Source organism: Kitasatospora sp. NPDC101155, from assembly GCF_044768305.1.
Taxonomy (GTDB): domain Bacteria; phylum Actinomycetota; class Actinomycetes; order Streptomycetales; family Streptomycetaceae; genus Kitasatospora.
In genome coordinates this window covers 72,202-90,337 of sequence record NZ_JBIWPN010000001.1, presented here as the reverse complement: position 1 = coordinate 90,337, position 18,136 = coordinate 72,202, and the positions used below count along the sequence as shown (strand labels likewise).

Annotated in this window: 22 protein-coding genes and 1 pseudogene; 15 read left to right on the top strand and 8 right to left on the bottom strand. The window is 69.0% G+C overall.

Annotation, left to right across the window (positions count from 1 at the left end; all coding sequences use genetic code 11):
* Positions 1-39: 39 nt before the first annotated feature.
* The 3 genes from ACIRYZ_RS00480 to ACIRYZ_RS00470 are packed head-to-tail and all read right to left on the bottom strand — an operon-like array spanning position 40 to position 769.
* Entirely contained in the window at positions 40-162 is a 123-nt protein-coding gene (locus ACIRYZ_RS00480; RefSeq protein WP_402937667.1) for a hypothetical protein, read from the bottom strand.
* Entirely contained in the window at positions 159-410 is a 252-nt protein-coding gene (locus ACIRYZ_RS00475) for a hypothetical protein (RefSeq protein ID WP_393023871.1), read from the bottom strand. The genes ACIRYZ_RS00480 and ACIRYZ_RS00475 overlap by 4 nt, the downstream gene beginning before the upstream one ends.
* Positions 407-769 (bottom strand): ATP-binding protein, encoded by a 363-nt coding sequence (locus ACIRYZ_RS00470; RefSeq protein ID WP_402937662.1) that lies wholly within the window; start codon positions 767-769, stop codon positions 407-409. The genes ACIRYZ_RS00475 and ACIRYZ_RS00470 overlap by 4 nt, the downstream gene beginning before the upstream one ends.
* 249 nt (positions 770-1,018) lie before the next feature.
* Between ACIRYZ_RS00470 and ACIRYZ_RS00465 the strand changes: the two genes are divergently transcribed.
* The 10 genes from ACIRYZ_RS00465 to ACIRYZ_RS00420 all read left to right on the top strand — a co-directional run bounded on the left by ACIRYZ_RS00465 (position 1,019) and on the right by ACIRYZ_RS00420 (position 10,017).
* On the top strand, positions 1,019-1,885 hold the full coding sequence (locus tag ACIRYZ_RS00465) for a helix-turn-helix domain-containing protein (RefSeq protein ID WP_402937659.1): 867 nt from the start codon (positions 1,019-1,021) through the stop codon (positions 1,883-1,885).
* Positions 1,878-2,078: a DUF397 domain-containing protein gene (locus ACIRYZ_RS00460; protein WP_402937656.1), complete on the top strand. Its 201-nt coding sequence runs from the start codon at positions 1,878-1,880 to the stop codon at positions 2,076-2,078. Before ACIRYZ_RS00465 ends, ACIRYZ_RS00460 begins: the two co-directional genes overlap by 8 nt.
* Before the next feature lie 161 nt (positions 2,079-2,239).
* On the top strand, positions 2,240-2,656 hold the full coding sequence (locus ACIRYZ_RS00455; RefSeq protein WP_402937653.1) for a hypothetical protein: 417 nt from the start codon (positions 2,240-2,242) through the stop codon (positions 2,654-2,656).
* Between the two features lie 228 nt (positions 2,657-2,884).
* The gene (locus ACIRYZ_RS00450) at positions 2,885-3,076 is read left to right on the top strand and encodes a hypothetical protein (RefSeq protein ID WP_402937650.1); all 192 of its coding nucleotides are present in this window, start codon (positions 2,885-2,887) and stop codon (positions 3,074-3,076) included.
* A complete protein-coding gene (locus ACIRYZ_RS00445) occupies positions 3,060-3,587 on the top strand; it encodes a DUF6879 family protein (protein WP_402937647.1) in 528 nt (175 codons plus the stop codon). The genes ACIRYZ_RS00450 and ACIRYZ_RS00445 overlap by 17 nt, the downstream gene beginning before the upstream one ends.
* On the top strand, positions 3,584-4,402 hold the full coding sequence (locus ACIRYZ_RS00440) for a helix-turn-helix domain-containing protein (protein ID WP_402937644.1): 819 nt from the start codon (positions 3,584-3,586) through the stop codon (positions 4,400-4,402). The genes ACIRYZ_RS00445 and ACIRYZ_RS00440 overlap by 4 nt, the downstream gene beginning before the upstream one ends.
* Before the next feature lie 197 nt (positions 4,403-4,599).
* On the top strand, positions 4,600-5,574 hold the full coding sequence (tgmB, locus tag ACIRYZ_RS00435; RefSeq protein WP_402937642.1) for an ATP-grasp ribosomal peptide maturase: 975 nt from the start codon (positions 4,600-4,602) through the stop codon (positions 5,572-5,574).
* A complete protein-coding gene (locus ACIRYZ_RS00430; RefSeq protein ID WP_402937639.1) occupies positions 5,571-6,704 on the top strand; it encodes a methyltransferase domain-containing protein in 1,134 nt (377 codons plus the stop codon). Before tgmB ends, ACIRYZ_RS00430 begins: the two co-directional genes overlap by 4 nt.
* A 592-nt stretch (positions 6,705-7,296) precedes the next feature.
* Positions 7,297-9,429 carry a transglycosylase domain-containing protein gene (locus ACIRYZ_RS00425; RefSeq protein ID WP_402937637.1) on the top strand — a complete coding sequence of 711 codons (2,133 nt, stop codon included), beginning with the start codon at positions 7,297-7,299 and terminating at the stop codon, positions 9,427-9,429.
* A gap of 78 nt (positions 9,430-9,507) precedes the next feature.
* A complete protein-coding gene (locus ACIRYZ_RS00420; RefSeq protein WP_402937635.1) occupies positions 9,508-10,017 on the top strand; it encodes a GNAT family N-acetyltransferase in 510 nt (169 codons plus the stop codon).
* A gap of 5 nt (positions 10,018-10,022) precedes the next feature.
* Here the strand turns inward: ACIRYZ_RS00420 and ACIRYZ_RS00415 are convergent, their stop codons facing one another.
* Positions 10,023-10,217: a ferredoxin gene (locus tag ACIRYZ_RS00415; protein WP_402937632.1), complete on the bottom strand. Its 195-nt coding sequence runs from the start codon at positions 10,215-10,217 to the stop codon at positions 10,023-10,025.
* Between the two features lie 8 nt (positions 10,218-10,225).
* Positions 10,226-11,458, bottom strand: coding sequence for a cytochrome P450 (locus ACIRYZ_RS00410; RefSeq protein WP_402937630.1), 1,233 nt, complete (start codon positions 11,456-11,458; stop codon positions 10,226-10,228).
* Positions 11,459-11,721: 263 nt separating this feature from the next.
* Between ACIRYZ_RS00410 and ACIRYZ_RS00405 the strand changes: the two genes are divergently transcribed.
* From ACIRYZ_RS00405 to ACIRYZ_RS00395, 3 genes and pseudogenes are all read left to right on the top strand, one after another.
* On the top strand, positions 11,722-12,147 hold the full coding sequence (locus tag ACIRYZ_RS00405) for a hypothetical protein (protein WP_402937627.1): 426 nt from the start codon (positions 11,722-11,724) through the stop codon (positions 12,145-12,147).
* A gap of 3 nt (positions 12,148-12,150) precedes the next feature.
* A pseudogene (locus ACIRYZ_RS00400) lies at positions 12,151-12,705 on the top strand (DUF4097 family beta strand repeat-containing protein); the annotation flags it as partial.
* A gap of 232 nt (positions 12,706-12,937) precedes the next feature.
* Positions 12,938-14,644, top strand: a complete 1,707-nt coding sequence (locus ACIRYZ_RS00395) for a proline--tRNA ligase (protein ID WP_402937625.1) — start codon at positions 12,938-12,940, stop codon at positions 14,642-14,644.
* Between the two features lie 168 nt (positions 14,645-14,812).
* Here ACIRYZ_RS00395 and ACIRYZ_RS00390 read toward each other — a convergent pair whose 3' ends face one another.
* Together ACIRYZ_RS00390 and ACIRYZ_RS00385 are read right to left on the bottom strand one after the other, a co-directional pair.
* On the bottom strand, positions 14,813-15,625 hold the full coding sequence (locus tag ACIRYZ_RS00390; protein WP_402937622.1) for an alpha/beta fold hydrolase: 813 nt from the start codon (positions 15,623-15,625) through the stop codon (positions 14,813-14,815).
* Between the two features lie 61 nt (positions 15,626-15,686).
* Positions 15,687-16,349 carry a DUF4097 family beta strand repeat-containing protein gene (locus ACIRYZ_RS00385; RefSeq protein WP_402937620.1) on the bottom strand — a complete coding sequence of 221 codons (663 nt, stop codon included), beginning with the start codon at positions 16,347-16,349 and terminating at the stop codon, positions 15,687-15,689.
* A 248-nt stretch (positions 16,350-16,597) separates the two neighbouring features.
* Between ACIRYZ_RS00385 and ACIRYZ_RS00380 the strand changes: the two genes are divergently transcribed.
* Complete coding sequence (locus tag ACIRYZ_RS00380) at positions 16,598-17,332, top strand: helix-turn-helix domain-containing protein (protein WP_402937617.1); 735 nt, start codon at positions 16,598-16,600, stop codon at positions 17,330-17,332.
* Positions 17,333-17,389: 57 nt separating this feature from the next.
* On the opposite strand, the gene ACIRYZ_RS00375 is transcribed toward ACIRYZ_RS00380, so the two are convergent.
* A complete protein-coding gene (locus ACIRYZ_RS00375) occupies positions 17,390-17,515 on the bottom strand; it encodes a hypothetical protein (protein ID WP_402937614.1) in 126 nt (41 codons plus the stop codon).
* A gap of 120 nt (positions 17,516-17,635) precedes the next feature.
* Here ACIRYZ_RS00375 and ACIRYZ_RS00370 point away from each other — a divergent pair, with 120 nt between their 5' ends.
* Entirely contained in the window at positions 17,636-18,130 is a 495-nt protein-coding gene (locus tag ACIRYZ_RS00370) for a carboxymuconolactone decarboxylase family protein (protein WP_402937611.1), read from the top strand.
* The last annotated feature ends 6 nt before the right edge of the window (positions 18,131-18,136 follow it).

The following is an 18,136-nucleotide window of genomic DNA, read 5'->3' as shown; positions in this document are numbered from 1 at the left end:
GAGGCCCTCGCCCTGTTCGGGGCGAGGGCCTCCGCGTGTTCAGCGGGGTTCTTCGCTGTCGTCGGGACGCGGAATCTTCAGGGTCGCGATCACACCGAGGGCCACGGTGGCGAGCGCGAGGGCCAGGAGGACGAGGAGGACGGCGCCGACGAAGAACCTCACGGGGTCCACGCCTCGTTCCGGTCCAGGTCGCGGAGCAGGTGGAGGAGGTTGAGGAGGGTACTGACGGGCGCGTTGCCGAAGTCGACCAGGATGCGGCCGTCGAGGGTGGTTTCGGGGGTGGCGGCGGAGCCCCAGAGGAGTCCGTGCGGGATGCCCCGTCGGTGCAACTCGCCCAGGAGGGCGGTGATCTGGGGTCTGGTGTAGTCGCGCATCCGGGGGTCGTCGGGGGCGATGGGGTCGCGGCTCACGAGGCGAAGTCCAGCTCGTACCAGATGCTCTTGCCGCGCTTCTGGGGGTCGACGCCCCAGCGGTGGGTCAGGCCTTCGACGAGCTGGAGGCCCCGGCCCGTCTCGGCGAAGGCGGCGGGCGTGCGCTGGTGGGGGAGGGCGTCGGACTCGTCGGAGACGGAGACGTGGAGGGTGCGGCCGAGGATGGAGAAGAAGACGACGGGCGAGGCGGTGTCGCCGTGCCGCCAGGCGTTCACGATGAGCTCGCAGAGGGCGAGTTCGGCGTTGAAGATGGTCTCGGGGTCGCAGTTGCTGCGGGTCAGGGCGTTCCGCAGGGCCTGCTTGGAGAGGGTGAGCGAGGGGGTGTTACGGGTGCACACGGGAACCTCCGAGAGGCAGTGGTGTGAGACGGGAAGCCGTGAGCCAGGCCAGGCGATGGTTGCTCTTCGGCGTGTGGGCAGCAGGCGCCTACTGCCTGGAATGGAGGCATTGCTGACGATCCGTCGGATCGAGCCGAGAATGACGATAGCGCGGTCCGCCACAGATTTGTGGCGGACCGCGAGAAGTTCCCTCTAACGTGGCGTCGGCCGTGAGGCAGACTGGTCCCACGACCTGCAGAGAGGGACGCGATGGCGCTTCGATCGAACCCAACTCTCCGCCAACGGCGGCTGGGTGCCGAGCTGCGCAGGATGCGGGAGCAAGCCGGCCTCGGCGGCAGTCAGCTCGCCCGCGCGCTGGGCATCAACCCTGCCCATGTGACGCAGATGGAGAGCGGGAAGACCGGGATCAGCGTCGAACGCCTGCGGACGATCGCCGCGCTGTGCATGTGTGTCAATGAGCCCCTGATCGATGCCCTGGCGGATATCATCACGGACCGCGACAAGGGCAGTTGGTGGGAGGGGTATCGCGGACGTCTCTCGCAGGACTTCCTTGAGGTCGCTGAGATCGAAGGTCACGCGCGAGGGATCTCGGCCTACACGATGGCTTTCATCCATGGGTTGCTTCAGACGAATGCCTATGCCTCGGCCATCTTCGCTCGTTCCTATCCGCGCCTTCCGGATCACGAGGTCGATCTGAGGGCTGCCTTTCGCTTGGGGCGTCAGCACATCGTCCGATCCGAATCGACTCCATTCGCTGCATACATCCACGAAGCGGCGCTGCGCATGCAGTTCAGCGGAGCCAAGGTCCAAGCCGAGCAACTCGGTGCCCTTCTCGAAGCCTCCGAGCGGCCCAACATCTCGATTCGAGTCGTGCTGTTCGACGTCGATGCGATTCCGCTCCCCAACGAGAACTTCACGTATGTCGAAGGACCGATCCGGGAGCTCGACACGGTGCAGGCAGACTCGGGTGTCGGCAACTTGCTCTTCGATGCACCAGCCCACACAGCCCGATTTCGGTCACTGCTTGCCCAGATCGGGTCGGCCGCCCTCTCGGAAGAGGAGTCCCGAGAGTTTATTCGATCCATCAAGAAGGACATGGAAAGCAAATATGCGTAACTCCACCTGGCAGAAGTCAAGTTACTCCGGCTCGAACGCCGACTGCGTTGAGGTGCGGGCTGTTGATGGGGTGATCGAGCTCCGTGAGTCTGACGAGGGCGACATCATCGTCCGGACCATGCCCTACAAGTTCGCGGCGTTCCTCCAGGGCGCGAAGGTGGGCGAGTTCGACCACCTGATCACCAACGCCTAGCGAATCGTTCCGGCGGCCTCTTGCTCCCCGCAAGAGGCCGCCGGGTGAGGCCACAGGGTGGGTCTGGGCCCACCCCCAGGTGTGGGGCCAGGCCGGTGTTGGCCCGATCGCCGGCTCCGTAACGTCGTCATCACCACGACACGGAGGACAGAATCATGGCGATGACCGCGACGGCGACCCTCGGCAACTCCCGTACCCAGGGCGCCTTCACCACGGCGAAGAAGTGCATCACGCTCTTCGGCGCGGTCGGCGTCATCACTCTCGCGACCGTCGCCGTGATGGCTTCGCTCGGCCACGAGACCACGCCGTTCATGTGGATCCGCGGCGTGATCTTCCCGGCCCTGGCCCCGGTGCTCCTGCGCGTGACCGCCCGTGCCGAGGGCGGCTCCGCCAAGGCCTTCGACCGCATCCGGACCATCACCACCGTGATGCCCCTCGCCGTCATCGGCGTCGACCTGATCCCCGGCATCTGCCCGGCCTGGTACGCCGTCCTCCAGGGCCTGTCCGCCCTCGCCCTGATCCCCGTCGCGATCCTCACCCGCACCTCAGCCCTCACCGCCAACTTCCCCAAGCAGTGACCCCCAGCGCAGGAGTCGGCCGGTCCGACTTCCTGCGCCAACCCCCTTCCCGTCGGCGGCCTCTTGCTCAGTGCAAGGGGCCGCTGGCACAAGGAGCGTGATCGCCGCCGAACTTTCGGGTGAATGTTCGAAGTTGGGCTGGTTTCCAGTATCGGAAACGCGTGCCTCTTGCCTCCGCCCGGTTCGACTCGGGAGCATCGTCGGGATACGAGCGAGCGAGGAGACATCGTGAAGCTGACACGGCTTGTGGGTTCCTGCGACGAGGGCGAATGCCCGACGCTCTACCTGACTGACAGGGGCACCCTCGCTGTCCAGGGCGAGCACCTGACTGAGCACGACCTTCAGCTTCCGGCTCACGAGAAGCTGGTCGAGATTCCTGTCGAACTCATCCGAAAGGCCATCCGTGACAACCTCATCTAGGACCCTTGGGGACTGGTTCTCGGAGTTCGAGCGGGAGGCGTTCCGGCTGGAGACGCTCGACGACTACAGCCAGTCCGGCGGAGTGGACGCCTATCACGCCTTCCTCGCAGGTCAGGAGCAGCCGGAAGACTTCAAGACCTCCGGCTGGGTCAGGACCGTGGGCGATGCTGCCCGGGCCGGCAAGCGCATGTACCGGGTGCACATCCTCTCGCGTCCGCTCACGGACTACCTCCGGTTCGAGCTTGGCTGGGGGTACCAGCGGAACATGGCGGCTGGTGAGGAGTTCTTCATCCTCGACATCACGGGCCAGGCCAACCCCGTTCAGGCGGCGCCGGATTTCTGGCTCTTCGATGATGCGACCGCTGCCGAGATGAGCTACGACGGCAACGGGAAGTACCTCGGATCCGAATTTCATACCGGTAGCCGGATTGCCGAGTTCAGGGCCTACCGTGACGTCGCGATGGCGAACGCCGTCCCGTTCGCGGAGTGGTGGGCCGAGCACGGCGAGTGAACAGAACACAGCTCGGGGCAGCGCTGCGGGAACTTCGGCAGGCTTCTGGGAAGGAAGCCAAGGCTGTGGCCCGTGGCGCTGTCATGTCTCCGAGCAAGTTGAGCAAGATCGAGACTGGCAAGGTGTCACCCACCGTCGTTGATGTGGATCGCATCCTCACGGCCATTGGCGTCTCCGAGGAGGTCAAGGCGGAGTACATGGCGGCGGCGAGGGCCGAAGCCACGGAGGCGACAGCCTGGCGCCTGATCCGGCGCCTGGGGTACCACCGCAAGCAGCAGCAGATCAAAGCCCTGGATGACGTCACGAATGTGCTTCGGGTCTTCCAGCCGTCGCTTGTTCCCGGAATGCTTCAGACACCTGAATACATTCGAGCTGTGTTCGGGAGAACCGGTATTGGTAAGGATCAGCTGGATCGGACCGTCGCGGCACGGATCGCAAGGCAGCAATCTCTCTACGAGACCTCCAAGACGTTTCAGTTTGTCATCACCGAGTCTGTCCTTCGGTGGCGTCTCGTGCCGGACGCTATGATGGCAGGGCAGCTCGACCGAATCCTCTCCGTCTCTCGACTTCCCCATGTCGATATTCGGGTCGTGCCGCTGGCGGCGCGGCAGTCAGACGTTCCGTCGCACTCCTTTGTTGTCCGGGACGACCGCATGGTGACGGTCGAAACCGTCCATGCCGAGGTTTCCGTCACTGATCCTCGTGATGTTGATGTTTACGTCCGAAAGTTCGAAGGATTCGCGGCTGCTGCCCTCTCCGGTAACGATATGCGCCGCATGATCGAGGTCGTCCGGGATGATTTCTTGCGGCAGTAGGAACTCTAATCGTGCTACCGGGGCCGGGGGCATCCTGCCCGCCGACATCGGCTACGACGACGAGACGCAGACCTGCACCTACGAGGGCCTCCCGCCCGGCGTCTACATGACCAGCACCCCGCCCAAGACGTACGGCCCGACGCAACCCTCCGGGCAGATGGACGCGCCGGACGACCCGGGAAGCAGCAACGACTGAGATGCCGACCGTCGATGCCGTCCTGGTGCTCACGGGGGCGTTCGATCCCACCGCCGATCTCGTGATCGAGGAGCTGAATCGGCGCGGAACCCCCGTCTTTCGGGCGGACACGGCGTGGTTCCCGTCGAGGCTGGCCTTGACGGCCAGCCTCGACGGGGCGGCCGGCTGGGGCGGGACGCTGGCCACCGAACGGCGCACGCTGGATCTTTCGGCCGTGCGGTCGGTCTACTACCGCCGGCCGACCGCACCGGAGTTCCCGGAAACCATGTCCGCCGAGGCCCGCAGCGTGGCCTCCGCCGAAGCGCGGCGGGGGTTCGGCGGCCTGCTGTCGGCGCTGCCATGCCGCTGGCTGCCACCACCCGGAAGTGCAGCTGACGCGGAGTACAAGCCGTTCCAGCTCCGTGTGGCAGCCGAATCAGGACTACGAGTCCCACGAACGCTGATCACCAACGACTCGGATTCCGCACGGGAGTTCGCGGCAGCTATCGGAACTCCTTTGGTCTACAAGCCCTTCACGCCGATCCGCGGGACGCTCGATGGCCGGTCGGTCGCCGTCTACGCGAGTGTGCTGACCGCCGACGACCTCGGCGACCCGTCGATCTCGACCACGGCGCACCTGTTCCAGGAGTGGGTGCCCAAGGCCTACGAAGTTCGGCTCACCGCCGTCGACGGACAGCTGTTCGCCGCTGAGATCCACGCGAACTCGGCGGAAGCAACGGTCGATTGGCGCAGCGACTACGACAGCCTGACCTACCGGGTCTGCGAGCCGCCGGCTGCCGTGGCGACCGCGATCCGCCGCATGCTCGATCGACTCGCCCTCCCCTACGGCGCGTTCGACTTCGTCGTATCCCCCTCGGGCGACTGGACGTTCCTTGAGGTGAACCCCAACGGGCAGTACGGGTTCATCGAGCAGGCAACCGGGCTACCCATCACCGCCGCCATCTGTGACTACCTGGAAAGGACCGACCGGGCATGACGACCGCCCGCTACGACGAAGCACGACTCCTGCAAGCGCGGATCGCCCTGGCCTCAAAGGTTGAGCGGGGCAGTGCGGTGCTGTCCTCACGGGTGGTCGAGGCGTTCCTGAACGTGCCCCGGCATCCGTTCGTCCCGGTGTTCTACCGGGAGGAGGGCGGGCTCCACCGGCCTTGGTGGGCAGCGGATGCGGCGGATGAGGCCTGGCTTCGAGAGGTCTACGCGGACCAGGTGCTCGTCACCGAGGTGGACGGCGTGCACGCGGAGGACGCCGGGCCGGAGGGGCGGCGCGGGGTCGCGACCTCCTCGTCCACGCTGCCGAGCCTGATGGCCGACATGCTCGACGCGCTGGACGTCCGGCCTGGGGACCAGGTTTTGGAGATCGGGACCGGGACGGGCTACAACGCCGCTCTGCTCTGTCACCTCGCAGGAGCGTCCGGCGTCACCACGGTCGACCGCACCGACCAACTGGTGGCCACCGCCCGCAGTCGGCTGCACCAGGCCGGCTTCGAGCCGACCGTCGTCCGGGCCGATGGAGCCGACGGACACCCGAGCGGCGCGCCGTACGACCGGATCATCGCCACCTGCTCCGTCCGCCGTCTCCCCCAGGCCTGGCTCGACCAGTGCGCTCCGGGTGGTCTCATCGTCGCTCCGATGGGTGGTGCGGTGGCTCGGCTGACCAAGCTGACCGACGGACGTGCGGTCGGGCGTTTCCTCCACAGCCCGGCCGCCTTCATGCCCCTGCGGTCCGGCGAAGGCGCTCGCCCGGAAGTCCCGGAACCGGAGGCGGGGTGCCAGCGGATCACCGGGACCAGCGCCCGAGTGCTGGACGATCCCGGATTCTCCTTCTGGGCAGGCCTTCACCTGAGGCCGACGGTCATCCGCGAGGGCCGCAACCTCTACGACCCCGCAGATGGCTCCGCGGCCCGTGTACAGGACCACCCCGACGGCTCGTCCACCGTGGCTCTCACCGGCCCCCATGACCTCTGGCAGACCATCGAGGCGGCTCACCGAACCTGGCTCGCTCAGAACCGCCCGCGCCGGGAGTGGTTCACGGTCGAAGCCGCGCCGGAGGGGCAATTCGTGAGTTACACCGCTCCGGACGGCACGTCGGACCGCTGGGACGTCTGAATAGGTCCGGCGGCCCCGTGCTCCTCGGGTGCTGTCGGTTCATTCGGGCTCTGACCACTTCGCCCCGTCGAGCTTGTGCTCGGCGGGGCGAAGTGCTGGGGAGTGGTTGACGTTGCATTGCCGAAAATGGGGCAGGAACTCCCCTAGAGCGGAAATCTAGCCGCATAACCGGCAAGTCGGGTGACGTCATCGGACGGGTGCCCCGGTGGGGGTGGGTGGCGGGCCCCGCGCTCGGGCCGGACTGCCCGACGCATGCAACGTTTCGCCCCGCTCGCGGCATCAGAGTGGTGGGAGGGCTGCGGGAGGGGGGTGGCGCGCACGCGGGGTGCGTCGAATTCAGTTCAGTCTGCGGAATTCCTTAATATTCCTTCAGTTCGTGTACGACTTGGCTTGTCGGAGTCGATTTCGACGGCTGTTGCAGAGCCGTGACAGTAGCGCGCGAAAAACCGTTCGACCAGCGAGGTTCCAGGGTTAGCATTCCGGAATGGAATCGAATCTCCCTCCGGAACGGAATTCTTCCGATGACGCGGATCTCCGCCCGTCCCGCAACGGGCCGCTCCGGCTGGCCCGGTTCGGTGCGACCTTCCTGGGTGTGAGTGTCCTGTCCGGTGTGCTGCTGGCGGGCCTCGTCCTGCCCGTCGCCGGCGGCATCGGGCTGACCGCCAAGAGCACGGCGGAGGGCTTCGACGAGATCCCTGACGACTTCAAGACCCCGCCGCTGACCCAGGCGACGCAGATCTTCGACTCCAAGGGCGGCCTGATCGCCAAGGTGTACGAGCGCGACCGCACCGTCCTCACCGCCGACCAGATGTCGCCGTTCATGCGGCATGCCCAGGTCGACATCGAGGACGCCCGGTTCTACGAGCACGGCGCCGTCGACCTCAAGGGCGTCCTGCGCGCGCTCAGTAAGAACGCGGAGAGCGGCACCGCCGCCCAGGGCGCCTCCACGCTGACCCAGCAGTACGTGAAGAACGTCAACGTGGAGAAGGCCGGCGAGGACAAGGGCGCCGTGCAGGAGGCCCAGCGCAAGACCCTGGGCCGCAAGATCCAGGAGCTCAAGGTCGCGATCAGGCTGGAGGAGGAGCTGCCGAAGGATCAGATCCTCACCAACTACCTCAACATCACCTTCTACGGGAACGGCGCCTACGGCGTGGAGGCCGCGTCCCAGCGCTACTTCAGCAAGAGCAACAAGGACCTGACCATCGCCGAGGCCGCCACCCTCGCCGGGCTGGTGCAGAATCCGTCCCTGTACGACCCGAAGCTGCACCCGGTGGCCGCCCAGAAGCGCCGGGACATCGTCATCGACAAGATGGTGGAGAACAAGCACATCACCGCCGACCAGGCGAAGGAGGCGAAGGCCGCCCCGCTGGGCCTGAAGTACAAGGACCCGCAGAACGGCTGCATCACCGCCAAGGCCGGCATGGGCTTCTTCTGCGACTACGTGCGCCACGTGGTCAAGCAGGACCCGGCCTTCGGCAAGAGCGCCGAGGATCGCAAGAAGCTCTGGGACACCGGCGGTCTCAACATCTACACCACGCTGGACCCGGACAAGCAGGCCGCCGCCCAGAACGCCGTCACCAAGAACGTCAACGTGACCGACCCGGTGTCGGCCGCCGCCACCATGGTCGAGCCCGGCACCGGCAAGATCCTCGCCATGGCCCAGACCCGCCCGTACGGTCTGGTGACGGAGAAGAACCAGACCGTCGTCAACCTGAACGTCGACTTGGCGATGGGCGGCGGGACCGGCTTCCAGCCCGGCTCCACCTTCAAGCCGGTCGTCGCGGCCGCGGCACTGGAGGCGGGGCTGCCGGCGACCCAGGAGTACGAGTCCCCGCACGAGCTCCCGTACCCGACGATGAAGACCTGCGAGGGGACCTGGAAGAACGACGCCCGGCCCAAGACGGTGGTGCCCAACGAATCCGCCGGCGAGAAGGGCCCCTACCAGCTGAAGATGGCGATGGCCCTCTCGGTCAACACCTACTTCGTGCAGATGGAGCAGGAGATCGGCCTCTGCGCGGTCAAGCAGATGGCCAACAAGCTCGGCATCACCGCCAAGGCCAGCGGCAAGCCGCTGGAGGAGGTCCCCGCGATGGCCCTGGGCGTCGAGGAGATGAGCCCGCTGACCATGGCCAACGTCTACGCGACCTTCGCCGCCGAAGGCACGCACTGCGACACGATCGCCATCAACAAGATCACCACCGTGGAGGGCAAGGACGTCCCCGTCCCGGCCGGACACTGCGAGAAGGTGTTCTCCGAGACGACGGCACAGGCGCTGAACACCATCCTCAACGGCGTGACCGAGAACAAGGGCACCGGCGCCGCGCTCAACCTGGAGGACGACCGGCAGATCGCCGGCAAGACCGGCACCTCGGACCACAAGAAGGCCGCCTGGTTCGACGGCTACACCCCGCAGCTCGCCACCGCCGTCTGGCTCGGCGGCCCCGCCGGCGGCGTCGAGATGCGCGACATCACCATCAACGGGAACTACTACGGCGAGGTGTTCGGCGCCACCGGCCCCGGCCCGATCTGGCAGATGGCCATGAACCAGGCCCTGCGCGGCACGCCCGAGCAGTCCCTGCCGATGGCCGACATCCCCGACCCGGTGGTCAAGCCCGACCCGAGCAGCACCGGCACCGGCACGGGCTCGCCGACCGCCACCCCGCGCGGCACCACCCCGCGCGGCACCACCCCGCGCGGCACCACCTCGCCCGACCCGGAGGGCTGACGGCGGTCACACCGGCGGCTCCTTGCTCTTGGCGAGGGGCCGCCGGTGGACGAAGCGGCACCTCCTACAATCCCGGCCATGACAGCCATGGACGCAGTGATCCGCCCCGCTGTCCCGGCCGACCTGGGCGCCGTGGCAGAGATCTACGCGCACTACGTCCGCGACACCGTGATCACCTTCGACGAGACGCCGCCCGCGCCCGCCGTCTGGCAGCAGCGGTTCGAGGACCTCGCCGCCAGGGGGCTCCCGTTCCTGATCGCCGAGGTGTCCGGCGAGGTCGCGGGCTACGCGTACGCGGCTCCCTGGCGACCCAAGCCCGCCTACCGGTACACCGCCGAGAACTCGATCTACCTCGCGCCTGCCCATACCGGTCGGGGCCTCGGCAGCGCCCTGCTGGAAGCCCTGCTGGCGGCCTGCGCGAAGACCCATCTGCGGCAGGTGGTCGCCGTGATCGCCGACTCCGGTACGGACGCCTCGGCCGCGCTGCACCGCCGTTACGGCTTCACCGACGCGGGCCGGCTGACGGCCGTCGGCTTCAAGCACGACCGCTGGATCGACACCGTCCTGATGCAGCGCACCCTCGGCTGACGGCTTCAGCCCGCGTCCAGGGTGATGGCCTGCACCGGGCAGGCTTCCGCCGCCTCTCGGACCAGCGGGTCGCCGGACCGGGCCGCGCCGCCCGGGAGGAGTTCCACGACGCCCTCGTCGTCCTGGGTGAACACCTCGGGCGCGTGGCGGGTGCACATGGCCGAGCCGATGCACCGGCCGGTGTCGAGTTCGATGTCCACGGCGCCTCCTACCAGGCGACCGGCAGCGCGGACAGGCTGCCCTGCAGCACGTACGGGGGATTGGCCCGCACCTGGTCGGCGGGTACGGCGAGCCGCAGGGTGGGCACGCGGCGGAGCAGGACGGTCAGTGCCGTCTCGATGACGGCCCGGGCGAGGTTCTGGCCGACACACTGGTGGATGCCGTACCCGAAGGCGACGTGTCGGCCGGCCCTGCGGTGGATGTCCAGGGCGTCGGGCTCCTGCCAGGTCCCGGGGTCCCGGTTCATCAGCATCAGCGAGACGAGGACGCCGTCGCCGTCCCGGATGGTGTGCCCGGCGAGCTCGATGTCCGCGGTGGCGACGCGGGGCAGTACGTCCGCGACCGAGGTGAGGCGGGTGAGTTCGTCGACCGCGCCGGGTGTCAACTCCGGGTCACGGCGCAGCTTTTCGAGTTGGTCGGGGTGTTCGAGCAGGGCGAGGGTCGCGGCGGCGATGGTGCTGGAGGTGGTGTCGTCGCCGCCGGCCAGCAGGATCGCGCAGAGTGCCACCAGCTGGTCGCCGGCCATGCCGCCCTCGTCCGGCCGGGCCACCAGGAGGTCGTCGATCAGTCCGGTGCCGGGCTGCCGCTCCTTGCGTGCGACGAGGTCGCGCAGGCGGGTCAGGATCTCGCCGAAGAGCTTCCCGGCCTCCCCGGGGGCGTTCCCGTCGGAGGGGGCGAGCACCTGGCGGGTGCGTTCCGCGATGTAGCGGCCGTCGTCCTCGGGGACGCCCAGCAGTGCGAAGTTGGCCGCGCAGGCCAGCGGCAGCGAGTACGCGGCGACCAGGTCGGCCCGGTCGCCCCGGGCGAGCATCGCGTCGACCAGTTCCTCGGCGAATCCCTCGATCCTCGGTCGCAGCGCGGCGATCCGCCGGACGCCGAAGGCGGGGATCACCATCCGCCGCTGGTGGGCGTGTTCGGGGTCGTCGACGCCGCTGAGCGGGGGCGCGAACCCGGCCTCGGCCTGCTCGGCGGACTGCGGGGTCAGGGCGGGGAAGGACGGGTGCCGGACATCGACGGAGACCCGGGGGTCGAGCAGCAGGGCGCGGCCCTCCGCGCTCCCGGAGACCAGCCAGACCTTCCGGCCGTCGTACAGCGTCACCCGTGACAACGGGCCGTCCGCGCGCAGCTGTTCGTAGCCGTCGGGCATCCGGTAGGGGCAGCCGCGTGCCATCGGATAGGCGGGGGCCTCGCTCGATCGGCTGCCGGTGGGTGTCACGGTCATCAATCATGCCAGATGGTCCGTCTGCGAATGACGGTATCGAGAGGCGTCAAGTAGCGTATGAAGCAATATGCTTGACGTTTCATCAGTCAGTTGACCAAGGAGCTGTTCTTCTCCCCCGCCACCCTCGGCCACCGTCGCCCCGGCCGGGCCTGAGGGGTAGGTCTGGACCCACCCCGGTTGTGGGGCCAGACCCGTGTCGGCCAGGTCGCCCGCTCCGTAGCGTCATAGGCACAGCGACACCACGACACGGAGGAACGGACACCATGGCCACGACCGAGCCGGCGAACCTCGGCAACTCCCGCACCCAGGAAGCCTTCACCACCGCGAGGAAGTGCGTCACGCTCTTCGGTGCCGTCGGCGTCATCGTCCTCGCCACCGTCGCCGTGATGGCCTCCCTCGGCCACGGGACGACGCCGTTCATGTGGATCCGCGGCGCCCTCTTCCCCGCGCTCGCCCTGGTGCTGCTCCGCATCCTGGCCCGCGCCGCCGAGGGCTCCTGCCGGGCCTTCGATCGCGTCCGGACCCTCTCCACCGTGATGCCGATCGCCATCATCGGCGTCGATCTGATCCCCGGCCTCTGCCCGCCCTGGTACGCCGTCCTCCAGGGCCTTTCCGCCCTCGCCCTGGTCCCGGTCGCCGTCCTCACCCGTGGCGCCGCCCTGAGCGCCGCCTTCCCCAAGCCCAACTGACGCCCCGCCAACCCCGGCAAGAACCGCGACGTCCAGACCGCCGAACAGGCCGTCGTCAGCTACACCGACGGCGTCCTGCGCATCCACACCGCCGAGCCCGCCAACAAGCTGCTGGGCCCCGGCGCCGTCGAGGTCACCGTCCAGCTGCCCGCCGGCTCCCGCGTCGAGGCCCGCACCGAAAGCTGCGAACTGCGCGTCGTCGGCCGCCTGGGCGACATCGACTTCCAGGGCGCCTACCGCCACATCAAGATCGACGAAGCCGCGAGCCTGCGCCTGAAGGCCGTCGACGGCGACATCGAGATCGGCCGCCTCACCGGCCCCGCCACCATCAGCACCGCCTGCGGCGACATCCGCATCACCGAAGCCGTCCGCGGCACCCTCACCCTGCGCACCGAGACGGGCAGCATCACCGTCGCCGCCGCCACCCACACCGCCGCCACCCTCGACGCCGCCACCCCCTGCGGCCGCATCAACAACTCCCTGCGCAACAACGGCACCACCGACCTCGACATCCACGCCACCACCAACCACGGCGACATCACCGCCCGCACCCTCTGAAACCGCGAGAACAGGGCGAGCGCACTGCCGACAATCGCACGACCGAGCCGTCATCCTCCGAACCGCCCGCCTCCGGGGCGCGCAAGGGCCACCTGCCCTCGCGCGTCCCGGAGGCGTTTCAGCAGGGATCGGCAGCGACCACCCCGGTCGAAATGGAGCGGTCCGGTCGCGGCTCCGCCACTAGACTGCGGCGGCATTCCGCAGTCTTGCCGAGAGGACGGTGTCCGGTCCCATGCGTTGGTCCCAGCTGTACGTGCCCACCCTCCGGGAGGACCCGGCGGACGCGGATGCGGTGAGCCACCGCTTGCTGGTTCGGGGAGGGTTCGTCCGGCAGCTGATGGCCGGTCACTACTCCCTGCTGCCGCTGGCGGTCCGCGTGCGCGCCAGGATCATGGACATCATCCGCGAGGAGATGACCGCGATCGGCGCCCAGGAGTTCGTCCTCCCGGCGATGCACCCGGCGGAGATCTGGCAGCGCAGCGGCCGCTGGGAGGTGATGGGCGAGGAGATGTTCCGGCTCAAGGACCGCAAGGGCGCGGACCTGGCGCTCGGTATGACGCACGAGGAGATCTTCACCGTGCTGTCGCAGGAGCTGCGTTCGTACCGCGACCTGCCGCAGCTCTGGTACCAGTTCCAGACCAAGTTCCGCGACGAGGCCCGCCCGAAGAGCGGGCTGCTGCGGGTGCGCGAGTTCACGATGAAGGACTCGTACAGCTTCGACGTCGAGCCCGCCGGGCTCGACCGCTCCTTCGACCTGCACAGGGCCGCCTACGAGCGGATCTTCGCCCGTCTCGGACTGCCCGCGATCGCCGTGCAGGCGTCCAGCGGCAGCATGGGCGGCAGCACGTCGGTGGAGTTCATGAGCCCCTCGGAGGCGGGCGAGGACCTGGTGGTCCGCTGCCCCGGCTGCGACTACGCGGCCAACACCGAGAAGGCGACGTCCGCTCTGCCCGTCGTCGTCGACGCCCCGGGACCGGACGCGCCTGAGCGGTTCGACACTCCCGAGGCCCGCACCATCGAGGAGTTGACGCGCCGGCACGACGTGCCGGCCGAGCGGCAGATCAAGACGCTGGTGTACGTGGTCGACGGCCGGCTGACCCTGATCCTGGTGCGCGGGGACCACAACCTGGTGGAGCAGAAGCTCAGCGACACCCTCGCCGCCTCAGCGGTGCGTCCGGCGACCGCCGAGGAGATCCAGGCGGCGCTCGGGGCCTCCCCCGGCAGCCTGGGTGCCGTCGGCGTCACCGGGCTGCCCGTCCTCGCGGACGAAGCCCTGCGCGGCCGCACCGACATGACCACCGGCGCCAACACGGACGGCGTCCACCTGCGTGGGGTGTCGGTTGAGCGGGACATCGCCGTGCAGCGCTGGGCGGACCTGCGCGAGGTGACCGCCGGCGAGCCCTGCCCCCGGTGCGGCACGCCGCTGGAGGTGGTGGTCACCATCGAGGTGGGCCACATCTTCAAGCTGGGCCGCAAGTACACCGAGACCCTCGGCGTCTCGGTGCTGGGCCCGGACGGCGGGCGGGTCGTTCCGATCATGGGCAGCTACGGGATCGGCGTGGAACGGGCGTTGGCCTCGATCGTGGAGACCCACCACGACGAGAAGGGCATCGTCTGGCCCGTCTCCGTGGCTCCCTTCGAGGTGGCCGTCGTCGTCCTCGGTGGCTCCGACGAGAAGGTGACGGAGACCGCCGAGAGCCTCTACCGGCGGTTGCGGGGCGAGCGGGTCGACGTGCTGATGGACGACCGGGACGAGCGGCCCGGTGTGAAGTTCCGCGACGTCGAGCTGATCGGCATCCCCTACCGGATCACGGTCGGCGCCCGAGGCCTCGCCGAGGGGACGGTCGAGGTCACCACCCGGGCCACCGGCGAGACCCGGTCCGTCCCGGTGGCGGAGGCGGCGGAGCACGTCCGGAAGTTGCTGACCGCCGCGGTGTGAGCAACGGGCGCGGCGGCCCCTTGCTCTTCGCAAGGGGCCGCCGGCGGGAGGGTTCGACGGGGGACAGAACCCGGCGTGCAGGCCAACTATGGTGTGGATACGGGGAGTTGTTCGTGCTGCGGACGGCTCGGATCGCCGATTCCTTGCCGGAAGTCGAGGGGAGCGGCCTCACGCGGCCCGCTGGTCGTGGGTGGTGGCGAGGTCGCGGACGGCGGTGGCGACGGCGGGGGAGTCCTTGCGCAGGATCTTGGAGTGGTTGCTGGGGACCCTGGTGTGGACGCTGATGTGGGGGTTGCGGGCGAGGACGGGGGTGAGGTCGGCGCGCAGCTTCTCCATCGTCCTGGCGTCGGCGCCGAGGTTGCCGCCGGTGGCCATGACGTAGCGGGTGGGGACGCTCACCCGGCCGAGGACGGGGTTCAGGGCGGCGGGGGAGCACAGGTCGATGAGTTCGAGGTTGATCTCGGCGTGCTGGGTGGCGCTCATCCGGGCGGCCATGCCCAGCCGGCGGGCGATCGGGAACACCGGGCTGAGGCGGCGGAACAGGCCGCGGACCTGGGCGCGGGTGGCGTCGTCGATCGGGTCGGTGAGGTAGGCGCCGTCGACCGAGACCGCGCCGAGGGTGCGGTGCGGGTTGCGGGCGGCCCAGTGGACGGCGATCAGGGCGCCGTAGGACCAGCCGACCAGGATGGGCCGCTCGACGCCGCGGGCGGTCAGGACGGCGTCGAGGTCGCGCAGGCAGGCCTCGAAGGAGTAGTCGCCCGCGGTGCGGGACTTGCCGCGGGCACGCTCGTCGAAGGTGATGTGGCGGTAGCCGGGGCCGAGGTCGGCGATGACGCGGCGCCAGTGGGACTGGTCGGCGTAGGAGCCGTTGAGGTAGACGACCGGGGTGCCGGTGCCGCCGGTGTCGGTGACGGCCAGGGCGGTGTCGTCGACCTCGACCATGCCGGTCCAGGCGGGGGCGGAGAGCTGCGTGCTGGTCATGGCGGGGCTTCCTTCGCGATCAGGGGTGGTTGACCGGGGTGCGGGCTCAGAAGGTGGGGGTTCAGAGGGTGCGGGCGGTGATGTTGCCGTGGTTGGTGGTGGCGTGGATGTCGAGGTCGGTGGTGCCGTTGTTGCGCAGGGTGTTGCTGATGCGGCCGTAGGGGGTGGCGGCGTCGAGGGTGGCGGAGGTGTGGGTGGCGGCGGCGACGGTGATGCTGCCCGTCTCGGTGCGCAGGGTGAGGGTGCCGCGTACGGCTTCGGTGATGCGGATGTCGCCGCGGGCGGTGCTGATGGTGGCGGGGCCGGTGAGGCGGCCGATCTCGATGTCGCCGTCGACGGCCTTCAGGCGCAGGCTCGCGGCTTCGTCGATCTTGATGTGGCGGTAGGCGCCCTGGAAGTCGATGTCGCCCAGGCGGCCGACGACGCGCAGTTCGCAGCTTTCGGTGCGGGCCTCGACGCGGGAGCCGGCGGGCAGCTGGACGGTGACCTCGACGGCGCCGGGGCCCAGCAGCTTGTTGGCGGGCTCGGCGGTGTGGATGCGCAGGACGCCGTCGGTGTAGCTGACGACGGCCTGTTCGGCGGTCTGGACGTCGCGGTTCTTGCCGGGGTTGGCGGGGCGGACCTCGACGGTGGTGTCGGTGCGGTCGGCGGCGATGAACTGGATGCGGCCGGCGGGGACGTCCAGGACGGCGGCGATCGGGGCGGTGGTGGCGAACTTCTGCATGGCTGCTTCTCCTTCTCCGGCGGCGGGCCCCTTGTCGGCCCGTCGTTTTCGACAACGGAAAAGCTACGTTGCGTTCGCACATCTGGCAACGTCTTCGTTGCGTCAAAATGCTATCTCTGCAGGTATATGCGGTGGAATCGTTGCAGTGGGCGTGAATCGAATGCAACAACCGTCACCCTGCTCGTTGCAATGGATGTGAAATGAACGCTATGCTGAAGCTATCCACGGATGCCACGAAGGAGGCCGCGATGCCGGGAGGCAGACTCACCCAGCAGGAACGCCAGCAGATCGCGCTGGGCCTGGCCGACGGCCTCGCCTACGCGGAGATCGCCCGCCGCCTGGAACGCCCGACCTCGACCGTCACGCGCGAGGTGATGCGCAACGGCGGCCCCACCGGCTACCGCGCCGAACTCGCCCACCGCGCCACCGAACAGCGCGCCCAGCGCCGTCGGCAGCCCGCGCCCCGGAAGGCGGGCGGGCCCTCGCCGGAGCACGGGCGTGACGTCGAGGCCGTGCGCGGGTACGAGGAGATGTTCGCCTCTGTCTTCATCCAGTCGGGCCTGCCCAAGATGACGGCGCGGGTGCTGGCCTGCTTCTTCACCACCGACGAGGGCAGCCTCACCGCCTCCGAACTCGTCCAGCGCCTCCAGATCAGCCCGGCGTCCGTCTCCAAGGCGATCGCGTTCCTGGAGAGCCAGAGCCTGGTCCGCCGGGAGCGCGACGACCGCCGTCGTGAGCGCTACGTGGTCGACGACGACGTCTGGTACCAGTCGATGATGTCCACGGCCCGCGCCAACGCCCACTTCGTCCAGATCGCCCGACAGGGCGCCGGGGTCCTCGGCCCCGCCACCCCGGCCGGCGTCCGGCTGGAGAACGTCGCCCGCTTCATGGACTTCGTCTCCGAGAGCATCGCCCGCGCCGCCGAGCAGGCCCGTGAAATCCTCCACAGCAAGCCCGAACCGGCCTCGGGCGGGGCCGACTGAGCCCGCAGGCCTCAGACCCGCAGGCCTCAGAGCCCGCAGGTCTCAGGCCCGCAGGTCTCAGAACCCGACCGCCTCGCGGAGCAGCAGGACGGTGCCAGGGGTGAGCCGGGCCGGCGCGTTGAGGACCAGCAACTGGTTGACGGTGCTGGGCTGCCCGGGGGAGAGCGGGAGGGCGGTGCGCAACCCGGAGAAGCTCCGCCCCTGGACGGAGTGACGCGGGACACACCGGCGGCTGTCACAGGCCGCCCGGCTGCCCTGTCTCAAGGGACAGCAACGGAAAGCGCGATCCCGAGGGAGCACACCATGGAAGCCCGTCTGAACGCCTTCGCCAGCCCGGTCATGGGCAAGGTCTTCAAGCACCTCATAGCGGCCAACAAGCCGATCGCCGACTCGACGGTGCCGTACGCGACCCAGGAGCTGGTGCGGCTGCGGGCCAGCCAGATCAACGGGTGCGGGGCCTGTGTGGACATGCACTTCAAGGAGGCCGTGTTCGCGGGAGAGGAGGCGACCCGGCTGAACCTGGTGGCGGTCTGGCGGGAGGCGACGGTGTTCACGGACGCCGAGCGGGCCGCCCTGGAGCTGGCGGAGCAGGGCAGCCGACTGGCCGACGGGGGCGGGGTGACGGACGAGGCGTGGGAGAACGCGGCGAAGCACTACGACGAGGAGCAGCTCGCGGCGCTGGTCTGCCTCATCGCCCTGATCAACGCGTTCAACCGCGCCAACGTCATGATCCGCCAGCCCGGTGGCAGCTACCGGGCCGGGCAGCACGTTCAGGCCGCCGCACAGCTGAGCGACTGAGCCGCC

Coding starts and splice junctions, on each gene's coding strand:
- ACIRYZ_RS00465 (WP_402937659.1), top strand. CDS start 1,019: ATGGCGCTTCGATCGAACCCAACTCTCCGCCAACGGCGGCTGGGTGCC.
- ACIRYZ_RS00460 (WP_402937656.1), top strand. CDS start 1,878: ATGCGTAACTCCACCTGGCAGAAGTCAAGTTACTCCGGCTCGAACGCC.
- ACIRYZ_RS00455 (WP_402937653.1), top strand. CDS start 2,240: ATGACCGCGACGGCGACCCTCGGCAACTCCCGTACCCAGGGCGCCTTC.
- tgmB (WP_402937642.1), top strand. CDS start 4,600: ATGCCGACCGTCGATGCCGTCCTGGTGCTCACGGGGGCGTTCGATCCC.
- ACIRYZ_RS00430 (WP_402937639.1), top strand. CDS start 5,571: ATGACGACCGCCCGCTACGACGAAGCACGACTCCTGCAAGCGCGGATC.
- ACIRYZ_RS00420 (WP_402937635.1), top strand. CDS start 9,508: ATGACAGCCATGGACGCAGTGATCCGCCCCGCTGTCCCGGCCGACCTG.
- ACIRYZ_RS00410 (WP_402937630.1), bottom strand. CDS start 11,458: ATGACCGTGACACCCACCGGCAGCCGATCGAGCGAGGCCCCCGCCTAT.
- ACIRYZ_RS00405 (WP_402937627.1), top strand. CDS start 11,722: ATGGCCACGACCGAGCCGGCGAACCTCGGCAACTCCCGCACCCAGGAA.
- ACIRYZ_RS00395 (WP_402937625.1), top strand. CDS start 12,938: ATGCGTTGGTCCCAGCTGTACGTGCCCACCCTCCGGGAGGACCCGGCG.
- ACIRYZ_RS00390 (WP_402937622.1), bottom strand. CDS start 15,625: ATGACCAGCACGCAGCTCTCCGCCCCCGCCTGGACCGGCATGGTCGAG.
- ACIRYZ_RS00385 (WP_402937620.1), bottom strand. CDS start 16,349: ATGCAGAAGTTCGCCACCACCGCCCCGATCGCCGCCGTCCTGGACGTC.
- ACIRYZ_RS00380 (WP_402937617.1), top strand. CDS start 16,598: ATGCCGGGAGGCAGACTCACCCAGCAGGAACGCCAGCAGATCGCGCTG.
- ACIRYZ_RS00370 (WP_402937611.1), top strand. CDS start 17,636: ATGGAAGCCCGTCTGAACGCCTTCGCCAGCCCGGTCATGGGCAAGGTC.